This is a genomic window from Phyllobacterium sp. 22552 (assembly GCF_052044585.1).
GTDB lineage: Bacteria > Pseudomonadota > Alphaproteobacteria > Rhizobiales > Rhizobiaceae > Phyllobacterium > Phyllobacterium ifriqiyense.
Window position 1 is genome coordinate 82,197 of record NZ_JBQENG010000009.1, and the last position, 22,106, is coordinate 104,302.

Annotated in this window: 21 protein-coding genes; 18 read left to right on the forward strand and 3 right to left on the reverse strand. The window is 53.7% G+C overall.

What is annotated here, in order from left to right; all coding sequences use genetic code 11:
* The first annotated feature begins 58 nt into the window (after positions 1 to 58).
* From ACTJI9_RS19980 to ligD, 4 genes are read left to right on the forward strand one after another with little or no spacing between them, the layout of a single operon-like run.
* A complete protein-coding gene (locus tag ACTJI9_RS19980) occupies positions 59 to 736 on the forward strand; it encodes a FadR/GntR family transcriptional regulator (protein ID WP_336442063.1) in 678 nt (225 codons plus the stop codon).
* The gene (locus ACTJI9_RS19985; protein WP_440810507.1) at positions 733 to 2,037 is read left to right on the forward strand and encodes a CynX/NimT family MFS transporter; all 1,305 of its coding nucleotides are present in this window, start codon (positions 733 to 735) and stop codon (positions 2,035 to 2,037) included. Before ACTJI9_RS19980 ends, ACTJI9_RS19985 begins: the two co-directional genes overlap by 4 nt.
* A 60-nt stretch (positions 2,038 to 2,097) precedes the next feature.
* Complete coding sequence (gene ku / locus ACTJI9_RS19990; RefSeq protein WP_115054191.1) at positions 2,098 to 2,949, forward strand: non-homologous end joining protein Ku; 852 nt, start codon at positions 2,098 to 2,100, stop codon at positions 2,947 to 2,949.
* 3 nt (positions 2,950 to 2,952) lie between these two features.
* Positions 2,953 to 5,514 carry a DNA ligase D gene (ligD, locus tag ACTJI9_RS19995; protein ID WP_440810509.1) on the forward strand — a complete coding sequence of 854 codons (2,562 nt, stop codon included), beginning with the start codon at positions 2,953 to 2,955 and terminating at the stop codon, positions 5,512 to 5,514.
* Here the strand turns inward: ligD and ku (ACTJI9_RS20000) are convergent.
* Positions 5,511 to 6,311, reverse strand: coding sequence for a non-homologous end joining protein Ku (ku, locus tag ACTJI9_RS20000; protein WP_115054189.1), 801 nt, complete (start codon positions 6,309 to 6,311; stop codon positions 5,511 to 5,513). The two genes, ligD and ku (ACTJI9_RS20000), sit on opposite strands and share 4 nt — an antisense overlap.
* Between ku (ACTJI9_RS20000) and ACTJI9_RS20005 the strand changes: the two genes are divergently transcribed.
* The 8 genes from ACTJI9_RS20005 to ACTJI9_RS20040 all read left to right on the forward strand — a co-directional run bounded on the left by ACTJI9_RS20005 (position 6,310) and on the right by ACTJI9_RS20040 (position 13,966).
* Entirely contained in the window at positions 6,310 to 7,452 is a 1,143-nt protein-coding gene (locus ACTJI9_RS20005; RefSeq protein WP_440810511.1) for a DNA topoisomerase IB, read from the forward strand. The genes ku (ACTJI9_RS20000) and ACTJI9_RS20005 overlap by 2 nt on opposite strands.
* Positions 7,453 to 7,648: 196 nt before the next feature.
* Positions 7,649 to 7,939, forward strand: a complete 291-nt coding sequence (locus tag ACTJI9_RS20010; protein ID WP_162802579.1) for a hypothetical protein — start codon at positions 7,649 to 7,651, stop codon at positions 7,937 to 7,939.
* Between the two features lie 294 nt (positions 7,940 to 8,233).
* Positions 8,234 to 8,842, forward strand: coding sequence for a CDP-alcohol phosphatidyltransferase family protein (locus ACTJI9_RS20015; protein WP_440810512.1), 609 nt, complete (start codon positions 8,234 to 8,236; stop codon positions 8,840 to 8,842).
* A gap of 24 nt (positions 8,843 to 8,866) precedes the next feature.
* Positions 8,867 to 10,642 (forward strand): bifunctional alpha/beta hydrolase/class I SAM-dependent methyltransferase, encoded by a 1,776-nt coding sequence (locus ACTJI9_RS20020; RefSeq protein ID WP_440810514.1) that lies wholly within the window; start codon positions 8,867 to 8,869, stop codon positions 10,640 to 10,642.
* On the forward strand, positions 10,639 to 11,976 hold the full coding sequence (locus ACTJI9_RS20025; protein WP_440810516.1) for a phosphatase PAP2/dual specificity phosphatase family protein: 1,338 nt from the start codon (positions 10,639 to 10,641) through the stop codon (positions 11,974 to 11,976). Before ACTJI9_RS20020 ends, ACTJI9_RS20025 begins: the two co-directional genes overlap by 4 nt.
* Positions 11,969 to 12,379: a hypothetical protein gene (locus ACTJI9_RS20030; protein WP_440810518.1), complete on the forward strand. Its 411-nt coding sequence runs from the start codon at positions 11,969 to 11,971 to the stop codon at positions 12,377 to 12,379. The genes ACTJI9_RS20025 and ACTJI9_RS20030 overlap by 8 nt, the downstream gene beginning before the upstream one ends.
* Positions 12,376 to 13,032 (forward strand): lysophospholipid acyltransferase family protein, encoded by a 657-nt coding sequence (locus ACTJI9_RS20035; RefSeq protein WP_337354271.1) that lies wholly within the window; start codon positions 12,376 to 12,378, stop codon positions 13,030 to 13,032. The genes ACTJI9_RS20030 and ACTJI9_RS20035 overlap by 4 nt, the downstream gene beginning before the upstream one ends.
* A complete protein-coding gene (locus ACTJI9_RS20040) occupies positions 13,025 to 13,966 on the forward strand; it encodes a phosphatidate cytidylyltransferase (RefSeq protein ID WP_115054181.1) in 942 nt (313 codons plus the stop codon). The genes ACTJI9_RS20035 and ACTJI9_RS20040 overlap by 8 nt, the downstream gene beginning before the upstream one ends.
* A gap of 8 nt (positions 13,967 to 13,974) precedes the next feature.
* On the opposite strand, the gene ACTJI9_RS20045 is transcribed toward ACTJI9_RS20040, so the two are convergent.
* Positions 13,975 to 15,129 (reverse strand): fumarylacetoacetate hydrolase family protein, encoded by a 1,155-nt coding sequence (locus ACTJI9_RS20045; RefSeq protein WP_337354270.1) that lies wholly within the window; start codon positions 15,127 to 15,129, stop codon positions 13,975 to 13,977.
* Between the two features lie 229 nt (positions 15,130 to 15,358).
* On the opposite strand from ACTJI9_RS20045, the gene ACTJI9_RS20050 reads away from it, so the two are divergent.
* From ACTJI9_RS20050 to ACTJI9_RS20075, 6 genes are all read left to right on the forward strand, one after another.
* Positions 15,359 to 16,231, forward strand: a complete 873-nt coding sequence (locus ACTJI9_RS20050; RefSeq protein WP_440810520.1) for a DMT family transporter — start codon at positions 15,359 to 15,361, stop codon at positions 16,229 to 16,231.
* 102 nt (positions 16,232 to 16,333) lie between these two features.
* Positions 16,334 to 17,821, forward strand: coding sequence for a sensor histidine kinase (locus ACTJI9_RS20055; protein ID WP_307280759.1), 1,488 nt, complete (start codon positions 16,334 to 16,336; stop codon positions 17,819 to 17,821).
* A 4-nt stretch (positions 17,822 to 17,825) separates the two neighbouring features.
* A complete protein-coding gene (locus tag ACTJI9_RS20060; RefSeq protein WP_115054177.1) occupies positions 17,826 to 18,263 on the forward strand; it encodes a response regulator in 438 nt (145 codons plus the stop codon).
* A complete protein-coding gene (locus ACTJI9_RS20065; RefSeq protein WP_307280762.1) occupies positions 18,260 to 19,312 on the forward strand; it encodes a response regulator in 1,053 nt (350 codons plus the stop codon). Before ACTJI9_RS20060 ends, ACTJI9_RS20065 begins: the two co-directional genes overlap by 4 nt.
* Before the next feature lie 151 nt (positions 19,313 to 19,463).
* Positions 19,464 to 20,072, forward strand: a complete 609-nt coding sequence (locus ACTJI9_RS20070; protein ID WP_115054176.1) for a TRAP transporter small permease subunit — start codon at positions 19,464 to 19,466, stop codon at positions 20,070 to 20,072.
* A complete protein-coding gene (locus ACTJI9_RS20075; RefSeq protein WP_115054175.1) occupies positions 20,069 to 21,511 on the forward strand; it encodes a TRAP transporter large permease in 1,443 nt (480 codons plus the stop codon). The genes ACTJI9_RS20070 and ACTJI9_RS20075 overlap by 4 nt, the downstream gene beginning before the upstream one ends.
* Positions 21,512 to 21,546: 35 nt before the next feature.
* On the opposite strand, the gene ACTJI9_RS20080 is transcribed toward ACTJI9_RS20075, so the two are convergent.
* Positions 21,547 to 22,101, reverse strand: coding sequence for a DNA-3-methyladenine glycosylase (locus tag ACTJI9_RS20080; protein ID WP_307280770.1), 555 nt, complete (start codon positions 22,099 to 22,101; stop codon positions 21,547 to 21,549).
* Positions 22,102 to 22,106 lie beyond the last annotated feature (5 nt).

Below are 22,106 nucleotides of genomic sequence, written 5' to 3' on the forward strand. Positions count from 1 at the left end.
GACGCGGGCGATACCCAAGCATAATAATCAAGTCATCAGATGACTTGAGGACTTTGGAATGCAACCTGCCGCTCGAACAAATCTTGCCGACAATGCGGTCAGTAATATACGGGCTGAAATTACCGCCAAACGGTGGCAGGTGGGCGAGCGCATCCCCAATGAAGCGACGCTGGCGGACATGCTGGGCGTCAGCCGCGGAACCGTACGTGAAGCTGTCCGCGTTCTCGTTGCGCAGGGCTTTCTCGATACGCGGCAGGGCTCTGGCACCTATGTCCAGTCTATTACCGGATCGGAAGACCGTCTTTTGCGTATCCGCCGCACGGGCCTGCGTGATCAGGTCGAAACCCGCTGTGCTTTGGAGGTTGAAGCGGCCCGGCTGGCTGCCACGCGCTTCACGCCGGAAACAATCATCAAGCTACGCGACATACTTGCAGATCGCGGCGAGTATAATCCTGCCGCTCATGATCGTTACATTGAGCGTGATCTGAAGTTCCACAAGGCAGTGGTGGCCGCATCGGGCAACCGGGCTTTGATGGAAGTCTATGATTTCTTTTCGCTGTCCATAGGGGAAATCATCAAGGCAACCGTCACGGGCGAATTGCCCGAACCTGATATGGCGGCTCATGCCGCGATCATCGACGCCATTGAATCGGGAAATCCCGAAAAGGCCGAAGCCACCACACGCGCCTTCATGGCACCTATCCTTGCTGAACTTGATCGGCTTCTCACATCATGAACCAACATATGCCTTCCAATGACGCTCAGCCTGCGGCAATCGAGCAGTTGATCGACGCCGAAATCGATTCCACGCCAACACCGCGCGCACCGGTTTTTGCAAGCAGAACGATTGAGATCATAACCGGCATGAGTCTCGTCCTGATCGCATTCAACCTGCGACCTCTATTTTCCAGCGCCTCCGCACTCCTGCCGGAAATCATTGCGCAAACCGGATTATCGTCATTCGGCGCTGGCGTTCTGACAACGCTTCCCGTTGTTTGCCTTGGTGCGTTTGCACCCATAGCGCCGAGATTGGCACAACGGATTGGCGCGGAGCGCACATTGCTTGGCGTTCTCCTTTTGCTGGCCTTGGGCACGGCCTTGCGTGGCTTCTCCTCCCTGCCCTTGCTTTTCATTGGAACTGCGCTCGCCGGTGCATGCATAGCCGTCGGCAATGTCCTGCTTCCGGGATTGGTGAAGCGTGACTTTGCCAGCCGCACCGGCATGATGACCGGCCTCTACACAATGGCACTTTGTGCAGGCGCGGCAAGTGCCGCAGGCGTCACAGCACCATTGCAGCATGTATTTAGCGGGTCCTGGTCTTTAGCACTGGGTGCTTGGGCGGTACCGGCTTTGGTGGTTGCGCTCATCTGGTTCCCGCATGCATTTTTCCGTAAAGTTCGAACCAAGCATGCGGGATTTCGCGTTGAAGGTCTTTGGCGCGACCGCCTCGCCTGGCAGGTCACCCTCTTCATGGGCCTGCAATCATCTCTTGCCTATTGCATCTTTGGCTGGCTGTCGCCGATCCTGCGTGATCGGGGAATGGACGGTGTTACGGCAGGTGTCGTGGTTTCAGTTTCCATCATGGCCCAAGTGGTCACGTGCCTTGGCGTTCCCTCCGTCGCCGTCCGGTGCAAGGATCAACGGCTTGTCAGCGTCACTCTCGTCGCATTTGCTCTGATTGGGCTACTGGGAATGCTGTTTGCACCATTGTCAGGCGTATGGCTCTGGGCAGTCATCCAAGGCATAGGCCAAGGTGGTTTGATCGCACTGGCGATGACGATCATCGTTCTGCGCTCTCCGGATTCTCACATTGCTTCTCATTTGTCAGGCATGGCGCAATGTGTTGGCTATACACTTGCTGCGATAGGACCATTGCTTGTTGGCCTCATCCACAAATTGACAGACAGCTATAGCGCCACATCGGTACTATTTGTTTTGCTGGCTCTGGGTGCTGCCTTTTTCGGTTGGGGTGCCGGTCGTGCACTCCATGTCGGCGCGCGCACTGTCGAGCTTTCTGGCAAGCCATCCAATAAGTAGGCGCTTGGAACAAAAACTCCTTACCCGCATTCTTCCAAATGGCGTGTAAGGAGTTGAGCTTTGGCACCGAGAGCAAATTGGAAGGGCTATTTGAAAGTTGGCGAACTGACTTGCCCTGTCGCGCTCTATACCGCGGCTTCGACATCTGACCGCATCGCCTTTCATACCCTTAACCGCACGACCGGCAATCGCGTCCATCGCCAATTCGTTGATAGTGACAGCGGTAAGCCTGTTGAACGGGAAGATCAGGTAAAAGGCTACGAGGTTGGCGACAATGATTATATTGTGCTTGAACCCGAAGAAGTTGCGGCCGCCGTACCGGAAAGCGACAAGACCCTTTCGATTGAGGCATTTGTCGGAGTTGACGATCTCGACGACGTCTATTTTGACAAGCCATACTATCTCGCGCCAAGCGATAAAAACGGGGAAGAGGCTTTCGCTTTGATCCGGGAAGGAATGAAAGCCAAGAAAGTTGTCGCTCTTGCTCAAACAGTGATTTTCCGTCGCGCAAGAACACTCCTCATTCGGGCTGAAGATCAGGGCCTGATCGCAACAACCTTGAATTTTGACTACGAAGTCCGTTCCGCCAAGGACGCTTTCAGCGATATTCCGGAAATGAAGATCAAGGGCGAGATGCTCGATCTCGCAAAGCATATTATCGAGACCAAAAAAGGCTCATTCGACCCGTCAAAATATGAAGACCGCTACGAGGCAGCCTTGGCCGAACTGGTGAAAGCAAAACTTGAGGGCAAGAAGATCGAAGCCAGAAAACCGGTCAAGTCCGACAAGGTGGTGGACCTCATGGAAGCGCTGCGCGAGAGCGCCAAAGCGCTGGGCGGCAAAAAGCAAGCCACTGCCAGCAAAACCAAAGCCAAAACCAAAGCAGAACCGGCACGACGGAAGGCAAGCTGATCCATGGTTGCGCTTGAAACATACCGCAAGAAACGCGACTTCAACACAACATCGGAGCCTAAAGGACGCAAAGCTCGCAAAGCCGGAAACAGCTTTGTCATACAGAAACATGACGCCACGCGGCTGCATTATGATTTACGTCTGGAAATGGATGGCGTTTTGAAAAGTTGGGCAGTGACACGGGGCCCAAGCCTTGTACCAACGGAAAAGCGGCTGGCGGTTCATGTCGAGGACCATCCGCTCGAATATGGCGATTTCGAAGGCACAATCCCAAAAGGCGAATATGGGGGTGGTACTGTCATCGTGTGGGATCGCGGCACATGGGAGCCCATCCATGATCCCGAACGCGGTTATGCCAAAGGCCATTTGGAATTCGAGTTGCATGGCGAAAAGCTGGGTGGGCGCTGGCATCTTGTACGTATGCATGGAAGGCCGCGCGAAAAACGGGAAAACTGGCTGCTGATCAAGGGTGACGACGATGTGGCCCGTACTTCCAAAGATCCCGATATTTTGAAAGAACAGCCCAATTCTGTGAAGACCGGTCGTGACCTTGCCGCTGTGGCGGGGGAAGAACCCGGCTGGTCATCCAAGACGGGCAAAATTGAAAAGAAGAAACCAACAAAATCCAAAACTGCAAAACCCGCAGAAACAGAGCTTGTCCAACCCGATGTGCCAGACCCTTCAGGTGTCAAAGGTGCCAAAAAGGCTCCGCTTCCCGAATTCGTGGAACCCACTCTTGCAACGCTAACCGCAAAACCGCCGGAGGGAGACCGCTGGATTCATGAGATAAAATATGACGGCTATCGCCTCCAAGCGCGCATTGAAGCCGGACGCGTTAAACTGCTCACGCGCACCGGCCTCGATTGGACAAAGAAGTTTGGCAAAGAGGTTGTCGGCGCATTTCAGGATTTGCCGATAGGTACAGCGATGATTGACGGCGAACTGGTGGTCGAAACCTCTGCTGGCGCATCAGACTTTTCCTCATTGCAAAACGATTTGAGCGAAGGTCGCACCGACCGTTTTATATTCTATGTGTTCGATCTGCTCTATCTCGATGGTTATGATCTACGCGCACTTCCGCTCATTGAGCGCAAGGCAATGCTGGAACAGCTCGCGGCCAATTCAACGGACCCCATTCGCTACAGCGGTCACTTCAATGAAAATGGTGCCACCGTCCTCAGTCATGCTTGCCGTCTTAGCCTCGAAGGCATTGTCTCAAAATTGCGAGACGGCCCTTATCGTTCCGGGCGCGGCAAAAGCTGGATGAAGGCAAAATGTTCGTCGCGGCAGGAGTTTGTCATTGCTGGTTACGTCCCTTCAACAACTTCCCGCAGAGCCATCGGTTCATTGGTCATGGGCGTCTATAATGGCAAGAAGCTCGAGCATGTGGGCCGCGTTGGCACAGGCTATAGCGCCGCCGTGGCAGAAGACCTGTTTAAACGGCTTGAGCGCATTCGCTCCCCGGAAAGTCCCTTTGCCGAGCGCTTGAGTCCTGATGCGTCAAGAAAGGTCCGATACACCAAACCACAGCTTGTTGCCGAGGTGGAGTTCCGTGCCTGGACCGGCGACGGTAACCTGCGTCATGCTGCTTTTCGCGGTTTGCGGGAAGATAAAGTGCCAACCGATGTGGTGCGGGAAATACCGAAATCCGCAGTTACTTCACAATCTCAACCTAAGAGGCGCACCGTGAGACTCACCCATCCGGATCGCATTTACTGGCCAGAGGAAGGCGTGACCAAGGAAGGTCTCGCCGATTATTACACCGATATATGGAAATATATCGAGCCATTCATCACCAAAAGGCCCTTGGCATTGCTGCGCAGTCCTGAGGGTATAAATGGACAGGCTTTCTTCCAGAAACATGCGTGGAAAGGGCTGAACCCCAATATCACGCTGGTCAAGGATCCAAAGGACAAGGATGACGAGCCCCTGATCAGCATTAATGATCTCGATGGTTTGATCGGTCTGGTCCAATCCGCAGTTCTTGAAATCCACCCGTGGGGCTCGACCGTGGCGGATTGGGAGCACCCGGATATGATCATTATGGATCTTGATCCGGGCGAAGGTGTGGATTGGGAAACAGTCATTGCCGGAGCTTATGAAACCCGCGACCGGTTACAGCAGGCTGGACTGGCCGCCTTCGTCAAGACATCTGGCGGAAAGGGCTTGCATGTCGTCTCGCCAATCAAGCCGAAAGCAAATTGGCCCGATGTAAAGGCTTTCACCAAAGCTATTGCAGACAGTATGGCAGCCGACAGTCCTGATAAATATGTTTCGACCATCACCAAGTCGAAGCGTAAAGGCAAAATACTCATTGATTATCTGCGCAACCAACGAGGCATGACTGCGGTAGCACCGTATTCCACACGCGCAAGGCCCGGCGCGGCCGTGTCCATGCCGCTCGCATGGGATGAGCTTACCCCCGGGATCGGCCCTGCCTATTTCACAGTGTTGAACGCGCCGACCCGAATAGCATCGATCAAACGCGATCCTTGGGCTGACTTTCGCGCCGCCGCAACACCAATCGAGAAGACCAAGACCACGCGAGGCAAGAAGCAAGCTTAGCTCTTTTTCTTGCCCTCGCTGGCAATGCTCTTGCGCAGCGCATCCATAATATTGATGACATTGCTCGGCTTCTCGGCCTCGACCTTGGGTTTTGGCGGACGCTTCTTACCCTTTTTCTTGGCTGCGATGATCTCAAGCAATCGATCTTGAACCGGATCATCGACCATTTTTGGGTCCCAAGGCTTGGTACGCTCATCGATGAGGGTTTTGACCAGCGCCATCATCTTGCTCTCGGGCTTGCCATTCTTGGTATCGCCAAAATATTCATCGCGACTGCGAACCTCGTCGCCATATCGCAACGTCCATAAAATGATGCCTTTGCCGCGTGGTTCCAGCATGACTGCCCGCTCGCGCCGATACATGACAAGCCTTGAAATGCCAACGCGCCCCGTTGCTTCCATGGCATCCCGGATCACTGAAAAAGCCTCCTCGCCGACGGGATCATCCGGCGTCAGATAATGAGGCTTGTCATACCATATCCAATCGATGCTATCGCGCGGGACAAACATTTCAATATCAATGGTTCGGGTGCTCTCCAGACCAACGGCGTCAATTTCGTCCTCTTCGAGCATGACATATTCATCTTCACCGCGCTCATACCCCTTGACCTCGTCATCCTCGTCGACGGCCTTGCCGGTAACGCCATCCACATATTGGCTGACGACGCGGTTGCCCGTCTTGCGGTTCAAAGTACGAAACTTGACCTTTTCATTGTCGGTCGTAGCCGGAGCCATGGCGACGGGACATGTCACCAGCGAGAGCTTCAGGTAACCTTTCCAGAATGAACGCGGTGCCATGAGCGCAAACCTTTCCCATACGTTTCACGCAACGGATTCATCCTGCATTTTGTTCCGGCAATGGTTTTTTCCAGCTGGCGGAACAGCAGGACCGGATCAGCGTTACACTCCGGCGACAAGGGGAGATAATATGCCGTTCGACCACGCTTACTACGCGAAAAAATTGGGATTGAAGCTGGTCGACCCGGAAACTTTTACACTCAAACGCGAAACGGCAAAAAACGGCGCCCGCTACATTCGCGTGGATGGCCGCCCTGCCGCAAAGAAGCATATTGAACGTATTCTCGCCCTTGCTATCCCACCGGCCTGGACCAACGTTTTATGCTGCGACGACGATTGCGGCCATATTCAGGCCATCGGCTACGATGTCCTTGGGCGGCGTCAGTACATCTATCATCCAAATTGGGAAGCTGTCCGCAATAGCACGAAGACCCATCGCCTGCTGGCATTCGGCAAAGCACTGCCGCGAATCCGCAAACGGATTGCGCGTGACATCCAGCGTGCCCCCACATCAGGTAAATCTCTTGCAGCCCTGGCCGTAAAGCTCATCGACAAGAAGGCTTTTCGGGCCGGGCATGAAAAATATGCCAAGGATGGGGGACGCGGCATTGCCACGCTCAAAAGCAGTGACTTAAAGATCAACGGCAATATCGCCAACTTTATTTTCGCCGGCAAATCAAAGAAAACGAACAAGATTTCCATTGCGGATCGCTCTGCCGTCAAGCGCTTGAAGGCGCTGAAACGACGTGGGCGATTGTTTCAGTACAAGGACAATAAACGATGGCGCAGCCTTCATGCTCAAGAGCTCAACGATTATTTACGCGAAGTTTCCGGCTCAAAAGTTAGCACCAAGGATTTTCGGACATTCCACGGATCGGCACGCGCACTGGCATTTCTTGCGGAAGTGGAAGCTGAAACCGATACGCAGAAAAAACGTGCGGTCGCGGCAGCCATGCGCGATGTAAGCAACTTCTTGCGCAATACCCCGGCGGTTACCCGTTCAAGCTACGTCCATCCCCTGGTCACGGAGAGTTTCTTTGCCGGCGAACTGGATCGTTCCTTGCTGCGCGCGCCCCATCGCAAGGGCCTGACAGGACCCGAAACCGGCCTTATGCGCCTCCTTGAGAAAGCTGGCACTTAACCAAAAAAACAGGCCACGCTAAATTTTCTGTTCGGCCGGAAATTTTGCATTGCGGTAAGTAGCGCACAGATAAAGCGAATTAAATGCAGTTTGCGGGACGTGAGAAAATACGCTTAGCTTGGCAGGATTGCCGAGCATCAGGGACGTGTCCCACGTACGCTTGATATGTGCTCGCGCCCAACAATGGAGGCGTATGATGGCACTATTAGATAGAGACAGGCGCATATTTGCAACCAGTGACTGGGAGGTCATGCAGCGAGCACACGACAAGGCTTCGCAAATGTTGGACCGCTGCCCGAAAACCCATTCCCGCTGCAACGAATTGGCGAGAACCGTTATGGCGCTCTTTGACAGTGGTGTTCGAGATGTCGACGAATTGGCGGCAATGGCCGCCAATCGTGAACTCGGTCATCTGGCCGTAACGGGCTATTTTCAAAAGCCCTTCGCCTTCAAATCATCATCGGTGATAAGCGAGAATCGTCATTAAAAAGACTGCTGCAGGCGGAACATGCGATGATTGAATCTTGCCCGCAAGATTCAATTATATTTGCCTGACGTTGAAACGACCATATCAGACAATTCATCCGGACCCCGACATCCGTTGAGGCCCTCGGTCGGCTATTTTACCCTCCCCCTCGCATTTTCACCGCCTCAAGTGCCTTTTCGCCAAAGATTAGTCCGTCTTCCCCCAATATCTTCAGCCGGAAAACTGGTTTGGAACAAATTCTCTGCTACATGCAATTGAACGGCTAAATTCAATACAATCATTGGGGGTGATTACATGCCGACACTTTACTCGATAAAACCGGCTTTTCAGAATTTGCTCCGCCCCTTGGTTGGACGTCTTGTGGCAATCGGCGCCACTGCAAATCAGGTCACTGTCGCCGCTACGCTCATCTCCGTGGCGACAGGTGTTGTGATCGCGCTTTTCCCCGATAACACATTGTTGTTCTGGCTGTTGCCCTTGGTACTTTTCGTTCGCATGGCCCTTAATGCGATTGATGGAATGATGGCGCGGGAATTTGGTCAGGCATCGAAGCTTGGTGCCTATCTGAATGAGATCGGCGACATTGTTTCGGATGTAGCTCTTATACTGCCGTTTACGTTGGTATGGCCCTTCGAATCTGTCGAGGTTGTGGCGTTCGCCATTACCGCAATCATAGCAGAATATGCAGGTGTGCTGGGGGTGATGACAGGCGGTGGCCGCGCCTATGACGGCCCATTCGGAAAAAGCGACCGCGCTCTGGCGCTAGGCATTATCGCCGCCTTGATCGGCAGCGGTCTTGATCTACCTTCGTGGTTTGGCTGGGTATTCCCGGCTATGGCGCTTCTATCTGTCTTTACCATGATAAATCGTATCCGCGCCGGTCTTCGCCGCGCGAATTCCTGAAATCACCTCTGCCGGAGCAAACCCATGTCCGTTGACTCAACTCTTGATCCCGCTACAGATGGCGTCGAGGAAACTACCTTTCGCACCCACGACGGAACCGAGCTCTTCTATCGCAAGTGGCCAGCGAAATCCAAAAAGCCGAAGGGTGCGATTGTCCTTCTGCACAGGGGGCATGAACATGGTGGCCGTGTTTCCCATCTGGTTGAGGAGCTTGGTCTGAGTGACTTCGCATTCTATGCCTGGGATGCCCGTGGTCATGGCCGTTCACCTGGCGAACGTGGTTATTCTCCATCCTTTGCGGCCTCTGTCCGCGATCTCGACAGCTTTGTAAAACATATATGCGAAACGGATGGCTTTGCAGTCGAAGATATCGCGGTCATTGCGCAATCAGTGGGTGCCGTTCTGGCGGCAACATGGGTCCATGACTATGCGCCGCCGATCCGCGCGCTGGTGCTCGCATCCCCGGCTTTCAGCGTGAAACTCTATGTGCCATTTGCGCGTGAAGGCATCTGGCTCTGGCAGAAACTGAAGGGGCAGTTCTTCGTAAACTCTTACGTTAAAGCCAAATTTCTCACCCACGATCCCGCGCGCATTGCCTCATTTGACAATGACCCGCTCATCACTCGCGCTATTGCCTCCAATATATTGCTTGACCTATACACAACTGCCGAACGCGTTGTGAACGATGCGCGCGCCATCATTGTGCCAACGCAAATGCTTATTTCCGGCAGCGACTGGGTGGTCAGACATTCTCCCCAGCATCGGTTCTACGAGAATCTGGCCCATCCTTTAAAAGAACGGCATGTGCTTAAGGGCTTTTACCACGATACTCTTGGCGAGAAAGACCGCGCAATCGCCGTTGCCCATGCAAGGCGGTTCATACTTGAATGTTTTGATGTAAAGCCAGACGCGCTTGATGTCACAAAAGCCCATCAGACAGGTTTTACCCGCGACGAACAGGACAGATTGTCATCGCCGCATGACCTGCTTTCCTTGAAAGGCCTTTACTGGGCGCTCTACCGCGCCTCCATTCGCTTTAGTGCACTTTTTTCGAAGGGCTTGAAAACAGGCGTGGATACCGGTTTCGATTCCGGTTCCACACTTGATTATGTCTACGAAAATGAACCGCGTGGTATGGGTCCCGGCGGCAAATTAATCGACAAGCAATTTCTGCAAGCCATCGGCTGGCGAGGTATCTGCCAGCGCAAAGTGCATCTGGAAGAGCTTATCGACACTGCTCTGGCAAAGTTGCAGGATGCAGGTCGAAGCACCAATATTCTCGATATTGCTGCTGGTCATGGCCGCTACGTGCTTGATGCGATTGCTAAATCCACGCTGAAACCGACAAGCGTCCGGCTGCAGGATTATTCGCCGATTAATGTGGATGCCGGGCGGAAATCCATCGCAGAGCGTAAGCTGGAAGAGATCGCAAGTTTCCATCAGGCTGACGCTTTTGATGGCGAAAAACTTGCCGCGATCCAGCCCGCGCCGGATCTGGCGATTGTCTCCGGTCTCTACGAGCTTTTTCCGGATAATGCCCTCATCGAACGCTCGCTTGGTGGCCTTGCCAAATCCATGCAGGCTGGCAGTCTTCTGATCTACACCAACCAGCCATGGCATCCTCAACTTGAAATGATTGCACGAGCGCTCACTTCGCATCGTGGCGGCGAGGCCTGGGTCATGCGCCGCCGCACTCAAGCGGAAATGGATCAACTGGTCGCGGCGGCTGGTTTCAGGAAGATTGATCAGCGCATCGATGAGTGGGGCATCTTCACTGTTTGCGTCGCCGAACGCATATGACGAAACAAATCACACCCATCGGAGCATGGCGCTTCGACCAGACTGTCGCCAAACGGGCACTGATCTGGCTTGTTTGTCTTGCGCCCTTGTTTTATGCAAGTTACGGAACTGCCAATTGGCTGGCATCGCAGCGTGCAGATGTTCCCAACATCACCTTTGCCTGGGAACATGCCATTCCCTTTATTGCATGGACGATCTTTCCCTATTGGTCGATCAATCTGTTTTATGGTCTTTCGCTGTTTTTCAACGACACCCCACTTGAAGTTGATCGTTTGGCAAAACGCTATTTAACAGTGCAACTCATCGCCGTTGCCTGCTTCATCGCATTCCCACTGACCGCAATCTTCCAGAAGCCCGCCACCAGCGGCGCTGCCGGGTTTCTTTTCGATATGCTCGGAGGCTTCGACAAACCATTCAATCAAGCGCCATCGCTGCACATCGCCCTTTTGACAATTATCTGGTCGCATTGGCGCATTCGACTGTCAGGCATCACCCGCTGGATGTGGCATATCTGGTGTGCATTGATTGGACTTTCGGTTCTCACCACCTACCAGCACCATTTCATCGACATCCCGACAGGACTGCTTCTAGGCCTGTTTGCGCTATGGCTCTTTCCGGCGCGGGCTCCTTCACCTCTCGCGGCGTTCCGCCTGACCAATGATACCAAAGCGCGACGCATTGGCACCTATTATGCGGCAGGAAGCCTGTTGTTTCTGCTAGCTGCCATTTTTGGAACGGCATCATCGCCCGCATTTCTGTTTTGCCTGTGGCCAGCTCTTGCACTCGCAATAGTGTCTCTTGGCTATTTGGGTGCAGGGCCCGCTGTCTTTCAAAAGAATTTTCAGGGCACGTTTTCTTTTGCCAGCAAATGGCTGCTGGCGCCCTACCGCCTCGGCGCGATCATCAATAGTCGCATCTGGACACGCAATCTTACGGCCTCTGTTACCATTCGCAAGAACATTCATCTGGGCCGGCTGCCGCGAAGAGACGAGCAGTCGCGATTTGCAACAATCATTGATCTCACTGCTGAGCTGGCAAAGCCTTCCGGTATAAATGTTGACTGGCAATCAGTCCCACTTCTGGATCTCGTTTCACCGCCATCCGCTGAACTGCAGCGAGCGGCTGACGCTATAGAGCTCGCCCGAAACAAGGGTCCCGTTCTTGTTTGCTGCGCTCTCGGCTTCCAGCGCAGCGCTGCCGCAATTGCCATGTGGCTCTTGCAGTATGACAGCGCCAAAACTGCTGCCGATGCTATCCAGATAGTCGCATCCAAAGGCAGGCGCATTCATCTAACAGAAGACATGCTTTTTTCAGCGCCAAATCCGCATGAATGAGCGAGCCGCAGCCTTTGCTTCTCGCCTCCAGCGCCAAGGCATGGGTTTTGGCATCGTCACTATTTGCCTGATGCTGATCCTTCTTTTTGGCGAAGCCCGGCGATGGGGTCATATCGCGACTGCCGCCAGCGGCTTCATCGTCTTGTTTCTCGCCGCCTATATGCTTTTTGAAGCCGCTCTTTTCAGGCTCATAGCTTCAAAGCCAAGCGAAGAAGAAGGCTGCCGTGCCGTGGATAAATTGCTGGCAAAGCTGCATTTGCGAAGATTTCCGCAGGCGACACGCATGCTGGATGCGCGAATGGCGGGCACAAACCGCCTCTTGTTAAAGCTGCATCTTGCATTTGTTGTTTTTCTTGTTCTATTCGCTGGCATTACAACCTATGGGTTGTGGGGGCACATATGAATTTAAAAGCAATGATGAGACGAAGCTGCGCAATGCTGCTGGCCGGGCTGGCACGCGGTATCACGGGTGTTCGTCCAATCTGGCAAGGATGCTCACCATCAGATCGCCAGCGCATATATTTCGCCAACCATTGCAGTCACGGCGACTTTATCCTGCTCTCTTCCAGTTTGCCGCCGCGTGAACGCGAGCGCACACGTGCTGTTGCCGGGGCCGACTACTGGAAGCGCAATAAATTGCGGCACATTTTGGCAAAGGACTTGCTGAATACGGTGCTGGTTGATCGCAATTGGGTCGAGCGTGCGGATGATCCGATGGTCATCATGCTCGATGCACTTGCGCAAGGCAGCTCGCTGATTGTCTTTCCCGAAGGCACGCGCAACATGACGGAGGAACCGCTGCTGCGCTTTCGCTCGGGGCTTTACAATCTTGCCCTAGCGCGCCCCGATGTTGAACTCGTGCCCTGCTGGATCGAAAACATGTCACGCGTCCTGCCCAAAGGCGCATTTTTGCCAGTCCCGCTACTATGTCGCGTGGTCTTTGGCACGCCAGTAGTGCTTGAGCCGAATGAGGACCGCAAGGATTTCCTCGCGAGAGCACGCCAATCCCTGCTCGATCTTTCGCCGGAACGGCAGAAGGTGCTTAATCATGGCTGAAACGGTCTGGCTCTTTATCGGCTTGCTCGGCGTACTCACGCTTGCCAGTGCCATTGCGACCATGCTGACCTGGAAAAGTCGGCGCACAGCGGATGTTCTGCCCTCCACACTGGTCAACCTCAACTCGCGCATCAAGGCGTGGTGGATCATGATTGGCGGCATTTCCGTCGCCTTCCTGTTTGGCAAACAGGGCGTTATTCTCCTGTTCGCTTTCGTCTCATTCGCGGCTTTACGCGAATATGTCACCCTTACCCATACGCGCCGCGGCGATCATCATATCCTCATCGGCATGTTTCTGGTCATCATTCCCATCCAATATTACCTGCTGTGGATTGAATGGTACGGCCTCTACTCAATCTTCGTGCCGGTTTATTGCTTCCTCGCCATGCCAGCCCTGACTGCGATTTCCGGTGATACGGAACGCTTTCTTGAACGTGTCAGCGAGCAGCAATGGGGCATCATGCTGTCGGTCTATTGCATCAGTCATGTACCAGCTCTGCTAACATTGCCGATCCCAGGCTTTGAAGGCAAAGGCCTGCTTCTCATCGCCTTCCTGATCGCCACCGTCCAAGGCAGTGACGTGCTGCAATATGTATTTGGCAAGCTGTTTGGAAAGCACAAGGTTGCGCCCAAAATCTCCCCTTCCAAAACTTGGGAAGGTCTGATCGGCGGCATTATCAGCGCTTCGTTGCTGGGAGCGTCATTGGCGTGGCTGACACCATTCACCGTGATTCAAGCCGGTCTGATGGCCGGTCTTGCCTGTATCATGGGATTCTTCGGCGGCCTCGTTGCTTCAGCTATCAAGCGGGATCGCGGCGTCAAGGATTGGGGCCATATGATTGAAGGCCATGGCGGTATGCTCGACCGGGCGGACAGCCTGATTTTCGCCGCCCCGGTCTTTTTTCACATCGTTCGCTATTTCTGGGTTCCCTAGGTCAGACCCTAGAGCAAATCCGCCTTGGCGAGATCACGCAGCAAATGGCTTGTTCCGTAAGTCCAGGCTGCACACTCGGTCGAAAGCCTGACACGGTTCGACAATGTACCCAGCGTCGGCGTGGAAATTGAAACCACGTCATTCATCTTATGGGTGAAGCCCTTGCCCGGACCATCGCGGTCTTTGACCGGTGCGAACATGGTACCGAGATAGAGCACCAGACCGTCAGGATATTGATGGTGTCTGCCAATAGTCGCTTCCACCAGCGATTCCGGCGTGCGCGAAATCTTGGCCATGTTCGACGCACCATCCAGAACAAAGCCATCCGTGCCCTCGACACGCATGCTGAGCTCGGCGTTCTTCACCGTTTCGATTGTAAAATCTCCATCGAAAAGACGAATGAGCGGCCCGACTGCCCCTGATGCATTATTATCCTTGGCCTTGCCGAGAAGCAGTGCCGAACGACCTTCAACGTCGCGCAAATTCACATCATTGCCAAGCGTCGCACCAACAATCCTCCCGGCACTCGAAACCACCAGCACAATTTCCGGTTCCGGATTGTTCCAGCTTGAAATTGGATGGAGACCCACATCAGAACCGTAGCCGACTGTCGACATCGGCTGGCCCTTGGTAAAGATTTCCGCATCGGGTCCAATTCCCACTTCGAGATATTGGCTCCACGCGCCTCGGGCAATCAAGGCTTCCTTGACCTTCATGGCTGCCGGAGAACCTGGCACGATCTGTGATAGATCCGCACCAATCAGATTGAGAACATCGGAACGCAGCGAATCCGCCTTTGCCTTGTCGCCTTTGGCTTGCTCTTCAATGACACGTTCAAGCATTGATGCCACAAAGGTAACACCTGAAGCCTTCACGGCCTGCAAATCGATTGGCGATACCAGAGACGGTGCGCCTGAATTGCTGGTTTCCGACCAGCTGTTTTCAACAATCGTGTTGATATCGCCGATTTCCACGCCTTCAGCCTGCGCCACATAAGCTGCGGGGTTTTCCAGTTCAGCTATATCGCGAACCGTTGGCGCTGATTTACTCGTTATATCGAAGACTGTCCCCCCACGCACAGTGATGACACGCGGATAGTTGCAACCCGGCAATTTGGCTCTACCGAGTAGAATACCCTTGTCAGGAACAGTTGCACTGGACATGGCTCGACTTCCTTCAGACTTGCAATAAGAATTCATGGGCGGGGATAGGCTGGTATCATTTATGCGGCACAAGACTGCGCCAATCAAGGCCGCAGCGTAAACTTTGCCAGAAGCAGATCTGCTGACACCGATATGTCAGCAGGCGTGAGTTTGCTGCTGCCGCTTCATTGCATGTCCAGTCGAACCCGGCTCTAATTGTTTTGGATATACGACAGATGGAACAACAAGAATGATATCTCCATACCGGCTGGGGCTGATATTTGTAACGGCTTCTGCAATCGCCTGGAGCCTTGCCGGATTGTTCACCCAAATCATACCCCTGGACAGTTGGACCATCCTGTCGTGGCGAGGCATATTTGGCGCTATCGGCCTTGCCGTGGTGATCTTGATCACCGAGCGCGGCAAGCATTGGAAAGAAATCTTCCGTATCGGCAAGCCGGGCTGGCTCTTTGTAATTGTGTCGGGCATCTGCATGGTCTTCTTTATAAATGCACTCAAGGAAACCACCGTTGCCCATGTGGCGGTAATCTACGCGACAATTCCTTTCTGCGCGGCGACGCTAGCTTGGCTCGTTATGGGCGAGCAGCCGGAAATCCGCGCGATAATGGCCAGCTTGGCCGCGCTCGCTGGTGTGGTCATCATGGTCGGGTTGGGCACTGAAGGTACACTCTTCGGCGATCTTCTTGCTTTTGGCATGACGTTGGGGATGGCAGTCCTCATGATTATTGTCCGCCGTCATCCAGATATCGCCGTCATGCCTGCAACTTGTCTATCTGCCCTGTTCAGTTCGGTCATATGCTGGCCGTTTGGCGATGCTCTTGCAGTATCCAATCAGAATCTGCTGCTGATCGCCCTCTTTGGACTGATGGTGTCCGCGGTTGGCGTTGCTCTCTTCGCGCTCGGCGCCAAGCATCTTCCACCCATTGAAACAGCCCTTATCGGGTCGCTGGACGCGCCACTCGCTCCGCTCTGGATATGGATCGCATTCGGAGAAATACCGGGCAGCAGCACCTTGATTGGCGGCAGCATTGTCTTTGGCGCTGTCATGCTTCACATCATTTTCAGCGCGTCGAAAAGCAAGCCAGCACCCATTCTAAGTTGAGCATCCCTGCTCTCAGTGGTTGACGACTGGCCGCTCTCCGGTCATTCCTGAAGCATATCCTACTTGGTGCCAACCGGCGCCTCAGCGTACTGGCAGACAATAATGGCCGCGACCAACATTTCCTTCGCCCGCTCTACCTTGATCATGCTCACCGTGGGGGTTCTTATCCTGCTCGGTATCGTTGCCTCGACGATCTGGCTGGTTACCGAAAGCCGCCAGCGCTTCGATAATGTTGTCGCTGCGCGCAGCATTCGCAGCAACTCAGCCGATCTTCTCTCAACCATGCAGGATGCCGAAACAGGTCAGCGGGGCTATCTTCTCTCTCAAGAGGACAGTTTTCTAAACCCCTATAAAACCGCATTGGCAACCCTTACCGCACGGCAGGAGGCACTGGGGCGAAGCGTTAAAAACAGCCCGAAATTTGCCGCCCGCCTGCCGGAGTTGAACAGGCTCATCACGCTGAAGACAGAAGAAATGAACCGGACATTGGAGCTTGCCGGTAGCGGCAAGACAGCCGAAGCCATTGGCATTGTTCGTGCAGGCTCCGGGCAGAGGTCAATGGACGGCATCCGGGAATTGTTAAGTGCGCTCATGGTCGAGTCTGAGCTTGATCTCCAGCGCGGAATGGACGAGCAGTCCAGTGCGATCGCGGCATTGCAACGGGCGACAATAGTGGGCGCAGTAGCCATTGTGGCTGTACTTGGCGGCGCGATCTTTATTATTTTCCAGCATGTCCGCGACCTGTCGACGGCACGCCGCGAGGTTGAACTTCTCAATACCAGCCTTGAGGAACGCGTCAATGAGCGCACCGAAGACCTCATTCGGGCCAATCAGGAAATCCAGCGATTTGCCTATATTGTTACCCATGACCTGCGCGCGCCGCTCGTCAATATTATGGGCTTCACCAGCGAACTTGAAACCTCTCTCAAGGCAATCCAGGGCTATATTCTGAACGACGGCGAGCCATTGACTGAAGAAGACGCAAAACTTGCACGGATCGCAGCCAGCGAAGATTTGCCGGAAGCCATTTCCTTTATCAGGTCATCAACGAAGAAAATGGATGGGTTGATCAACGCGATCCTTAAAATCTCCCGCGATGGCCGCCGTGAATTGAAGCCGGAGCCAATCGATCTCAAGGCCCTGCTGGAAGTGAGCGCAGCCAGCATAAACCACCAGATCGCTGAACTGGACGGCAAGGTGGATATCTCTGGTAAAATGCCAAAGATCACAACTGACAGGCTGTCTCTTGAGCAGATTTTTGGAAACCTGTTCGACAATGCCGTTAAATATGCCAGCCCGGACCGACCACTGGAATTATCAGTCCGCGCCTATAATGACGGATACAAATTCATACGCGTAGACGTTTCCGATAATGGACGCGGCATTTCCGAAGACGACCTTGAACGTGTCTTCGAACTATTCCGGCGTTCGGGCCAGCAGGACAAGCCAGGGGAAGGTATCGGACTTGCCCATGTACGCTCTCTTATCCGAAAGCTTGGCGGCGATATCTTCGTAAAATCAACATTTGGAAAAGGCAGCACCTTTGTGCTACGGCTTCCCTCGGATTTGACTAAAGTAGTAGGAGTTTAGCGGCGTGCAAGGTACTGGCAAAGAAGTCACTATCGTTATGATCGAAGATGATGAAGGTCACGCACGCCTCATCGAAAAGAATGTTCGGCGTGCTGGCGTCAACAATCCGATTGTTCCCTTTTCCGACGGCAATTCCGCGCTCGATTTCATTTTGGGCAAGGAACGTACCGGCGAAGGAAACAAGAATAATTATCTTCTTATCCTGCTGGATCTCAACCTGCCCGATATGTCTGGCATTGATATTCTGGAGAAAATAAAGAGCAATCCGCATACCAAGCGGTTGCCCGTGGTTATTTTGACGACAACCGATGATGAAGGCGAGATCCAACGCTGTTACGACCTCGGGGCGAATGTCTATATAACCAAACCAGTTGAATATGACAGTTTTGCCAATGCCATCCGGCAGTTGGGTCTATTCTTCTCCGTCATGCAAATTCCTTGATCGATCCGAAAATCATGCCGGGCAAAATTCTCTATGTTGATGATGATCCAGCGCTCGTTCGTCTGGTGCAAAAAGCGCTGGGTCGTTCGGGTTTCGAGATCGTTCATGCCGATAATGTTGCTACCGGGCTGGAAATACTCGGCCAGGGCGACATCGACGTCATTGTCCTTGATCATTATTTGCAAACCACGACTGGCACCGAATTTCTGAAAATACTGCGCGAGAACGGGATAACTGTTCCTGTTGTTTACGTGACAGGGTCGAGTGAAGCGAAGATCGCCGTTGATGCCCTGAAGGCGGGCGCTGCCGATTATGTCATAAAGACAGTCGGCGAAGAGTTTATGCCCTTGCTTGAAAGCGCTGTAGCGCAGGCTATTGCAACTGCGGAATTACGCCGTGACCGTGAGCGGGCCGATATGGAAATTCTACGCGGCAAGGAACGTGCCGAGGTACTGCTTGCCGAGGTCAATCATCGTGTTGGCAACAGCCTTGCTCTCGTTGCGGCCCTGATACGACTGCAAATTTCAAGCATCGACAATGAGGAAGTCAAGCACGCGCTGACCGAGGCGCAAGCACGCATCACGGCCATTGGCGGGATGCATCGCAGTCTCTACAGTTCCGATGACGTGCGTCAGGTCGAGATGGACAAATACCTCGCTAGCCTCACCTCGGAACTTCGCAGTTCGTTGGAACACGCTGATCGTAAACTAGTGATTTCGCTCGATGTGCAAGACATCCGGCTTTCGTCGGATCAGGCTGTATCTGTCGGTATGGTGGTAACGGAACTGGTCACAAATGCCTATAAATACGCGTATCCCGGAACCAATGACGGTGAGATCAGAATATCGTTTCTTCGCTCCGGAGACGACAAGGCAGTGCTGGCTGTCGAAGATGATGGCGTTGGCTTGAAACAAGGCGACCAGCCAAAGGGCACTGGACTTGGCACCCGCATCGTCAAGGCCATGGCTGCAAGTCTCGGTACTAAAATAGATTACACTGCACGCGATAAGGGAACGCGGGCCGAAATGGCCGTCAACGCTGCTGGCTGATCGAAACGCACGGATTCCGTCATTGCATCGTTCAAATCCATGGGTTAACTCTGTACTCCGCAAAAGCCCCACTGATATCCGCAAAGGAACTGTGGGCGGCGATAGCGCAGCAAATTCGAGGATCTGCGTAACTGATATGGGAGGGGCCTGAATGTCACCGTTGCTGACTGTCACCGGTTGGATCGACGAACTCAGTCGTCGGATAGGTATTGTTGCGATTTATTTCGTTCTCTTTGCCTCATTGGTTTGTGCGTTTAATGCCTTCTTGCGCTACAGCATCGGAGGCCTGATCTGGCTGGAACAGAATGTGGGCGGTGCCGGGCTTTTCCGCGGAATTCTGGGCGTTTATGGACGCAATTCCAATTCGCTTTCCGAGGCACAATGGTACCTTTTTGCCGGAATGGTCATGTTAGGCGGCGCTTGGACCTTCAAACTGAATGAACATGTCCGCGTCGACCTCGTTTATGGTTCGGTCAGCGAAAGAACCAGAACATGGATCGATCTTCTCGGTGGGATCTTCTTTTTGCTGCCGATCTGCGCCTTGATGATCTACTTCACCTGGCCGTGGTTCGTTCTTTCATGGGTCACCAATGAAGCATCGTCAAATTCGGGCGGCCTGCCACTTTGGCCGGTCAAGCTCAGCCTGCCCGTAGGATTTGCGCTCGTGGGCCTTCAGGGCATCTCGGAAATAATCAAATGCTATCTCGCCCTCACATCCGATTACGTGCGTGAATTCGCCTACGAGAAGCCTGTTCAATGATAACATTTTTTGCTGATAATCTTGCCCCGTTGATGTTCTTCGGGCTGATCATCTTTATGGTGATCGGCTATCCTGCCGCCTTCTCTCTTGCAGCTGTTGGCCTGTTTTTCGGGTTCATCGCCATCGAGATGGGGGCTATCGGTCCGGACTTCCTTGGAAACCTGACCTATCAGATGTTTTCGGTGCTCTCCAATGAGTTGCTCCTCGCTATCCCGTTCTTTACCTTCATGGGCGTGATTCTCGAACGATGCGGCCTTGCCGAAGATTTGCTCGATGGTTTCGGACAATTATTCGGCGGCGTACGCGGCGGCCTTTCCTATGCAGTCATCCTTGTCGGCGCCATCCTTGGCGCAATCACCGGCACGGTGGCTGCCTCTGTCATCGCCATGGGCCTCATATCGCTGCCTGTCATGGCAAAATACGGCTATAATATCCGGCACGCCACGGGTGTCATCGCGGCATCCGGAACAATAACACAGCTCATTCCACCGTCGCTCGTCCTGATCGTTCTTGCTGACCAGCTCGGCAAGTCGCCGGGTGACATGTATATCGGCGCAACCGGCGCCAGCATCGTTCAGGTTCTGTTGTTTGCCGGTTGGGTATTCATCCTCAGCATTATCAAGCCACATTACGTTCCCGCACTTCCTCCGGAAGCTCGCACCCTGCGCGGCTGGCCGCTATTTGTTCGTTGTGCACGCGGCATGATCCCCTCGCTCGCCCTTATCTTCATCGTTCTCGGCACCATTTTCATGGGCCTTGCTACACCGACAGAAGCTGGCGCGATGGGCGTTGTTGGCGCCATGCTCATGGCTTGGCTGAACAGCCGCCTCACATGGAAACTCGTCTATGAAGCAATGACCATGACCATGCGGCTAACCGCCATGGTTGTCTTCATCCTTCTCGGCGCGCGCGTTTTCAGCCTGGTTTTCCAGGGTGTGGGCGGCAGTCACTGGATCGAAGGTATGCTGACATCCTTGCCTGGCGGTGTTGTCGGCTTCCTCATCTTCGTCAATATCTTTATCTTCGTCATCGCGTTTTTCCTGGATTTCTTTGAAATCGCCTTCATCATTATTCCGCTTTTGGCCCCCGCCGCCAGCGCATTGGGCATCGATCTGATCTGGTTCGGCGTCATGATCTGCGCCAACATGCAGACCAGCTTCATGCACCCGCCATTCGGCTTTGCACTGTTCTACCTGCGAGGTATTGCACCCAAATCAATCAAGACCAGCGATATTTATATGGGCGCAATCCCATGGCTGGTGCTGCAATTGATTCTGGTTGGCCTCCTCATTGCCTTCCCCGGCATGGTGACCTATTTCCTTGATCCTGCTGTGGCCGTGGATATGGAGAACTTCAAGATCGAGCTGCCCAATGCGCCAGCGAATGATCTTGGCAACGCACCATCATTTGACCTCGGCCAGCCACCCTCGTTCAAATGATTGCTATAAACCGGCGAAGTATAAATTTCGCCGATTTAACCTTCCGCAAATTTTCTGCTGAGGAAGCGGGAGCTCTTCGCGCCAAACCGCCAAGGCGTTTCCGCGCCCTTTGTGATGCCGATACGCGGTCCGATGCTTAGTTCAATCGGATCCGCGCGCTGTTCCAGAGAAAAGGGCGCTTCCAGAATAGGCAAACCATCGTGGGACTTGGTAACACCGAGAGCCTGCGCAACCCTGCCCGGCCCCGAGCACAATAGTCGTGGATTGTCGGTTGACCGTCTCTCACTCATCGTCTCCATACCCAGCAAAGGCTCCAATGCTCTGATCAAAACTGCGGAGCCGGGCAGGCAGACAATATTCAGGCACCAATGAATGCCGTATGATCGGTAGACATAGGCGTTTCCCGCTGGCCCGAACATTGCCTTGTTGGAAGGGCCAGGGCCTCTGAAACTATGCGATGCCGGGTCGTCTTGCGTATAGGCTTCAGTCTCGACAATCCGTCCGCCGACACCATGAAGAAAGAGCTTCGCGCCAATAAGATCTCTTGAAACTGTAACCGCGTCACGTTGAAAGAACTCCGGCGTAATCATCGCAC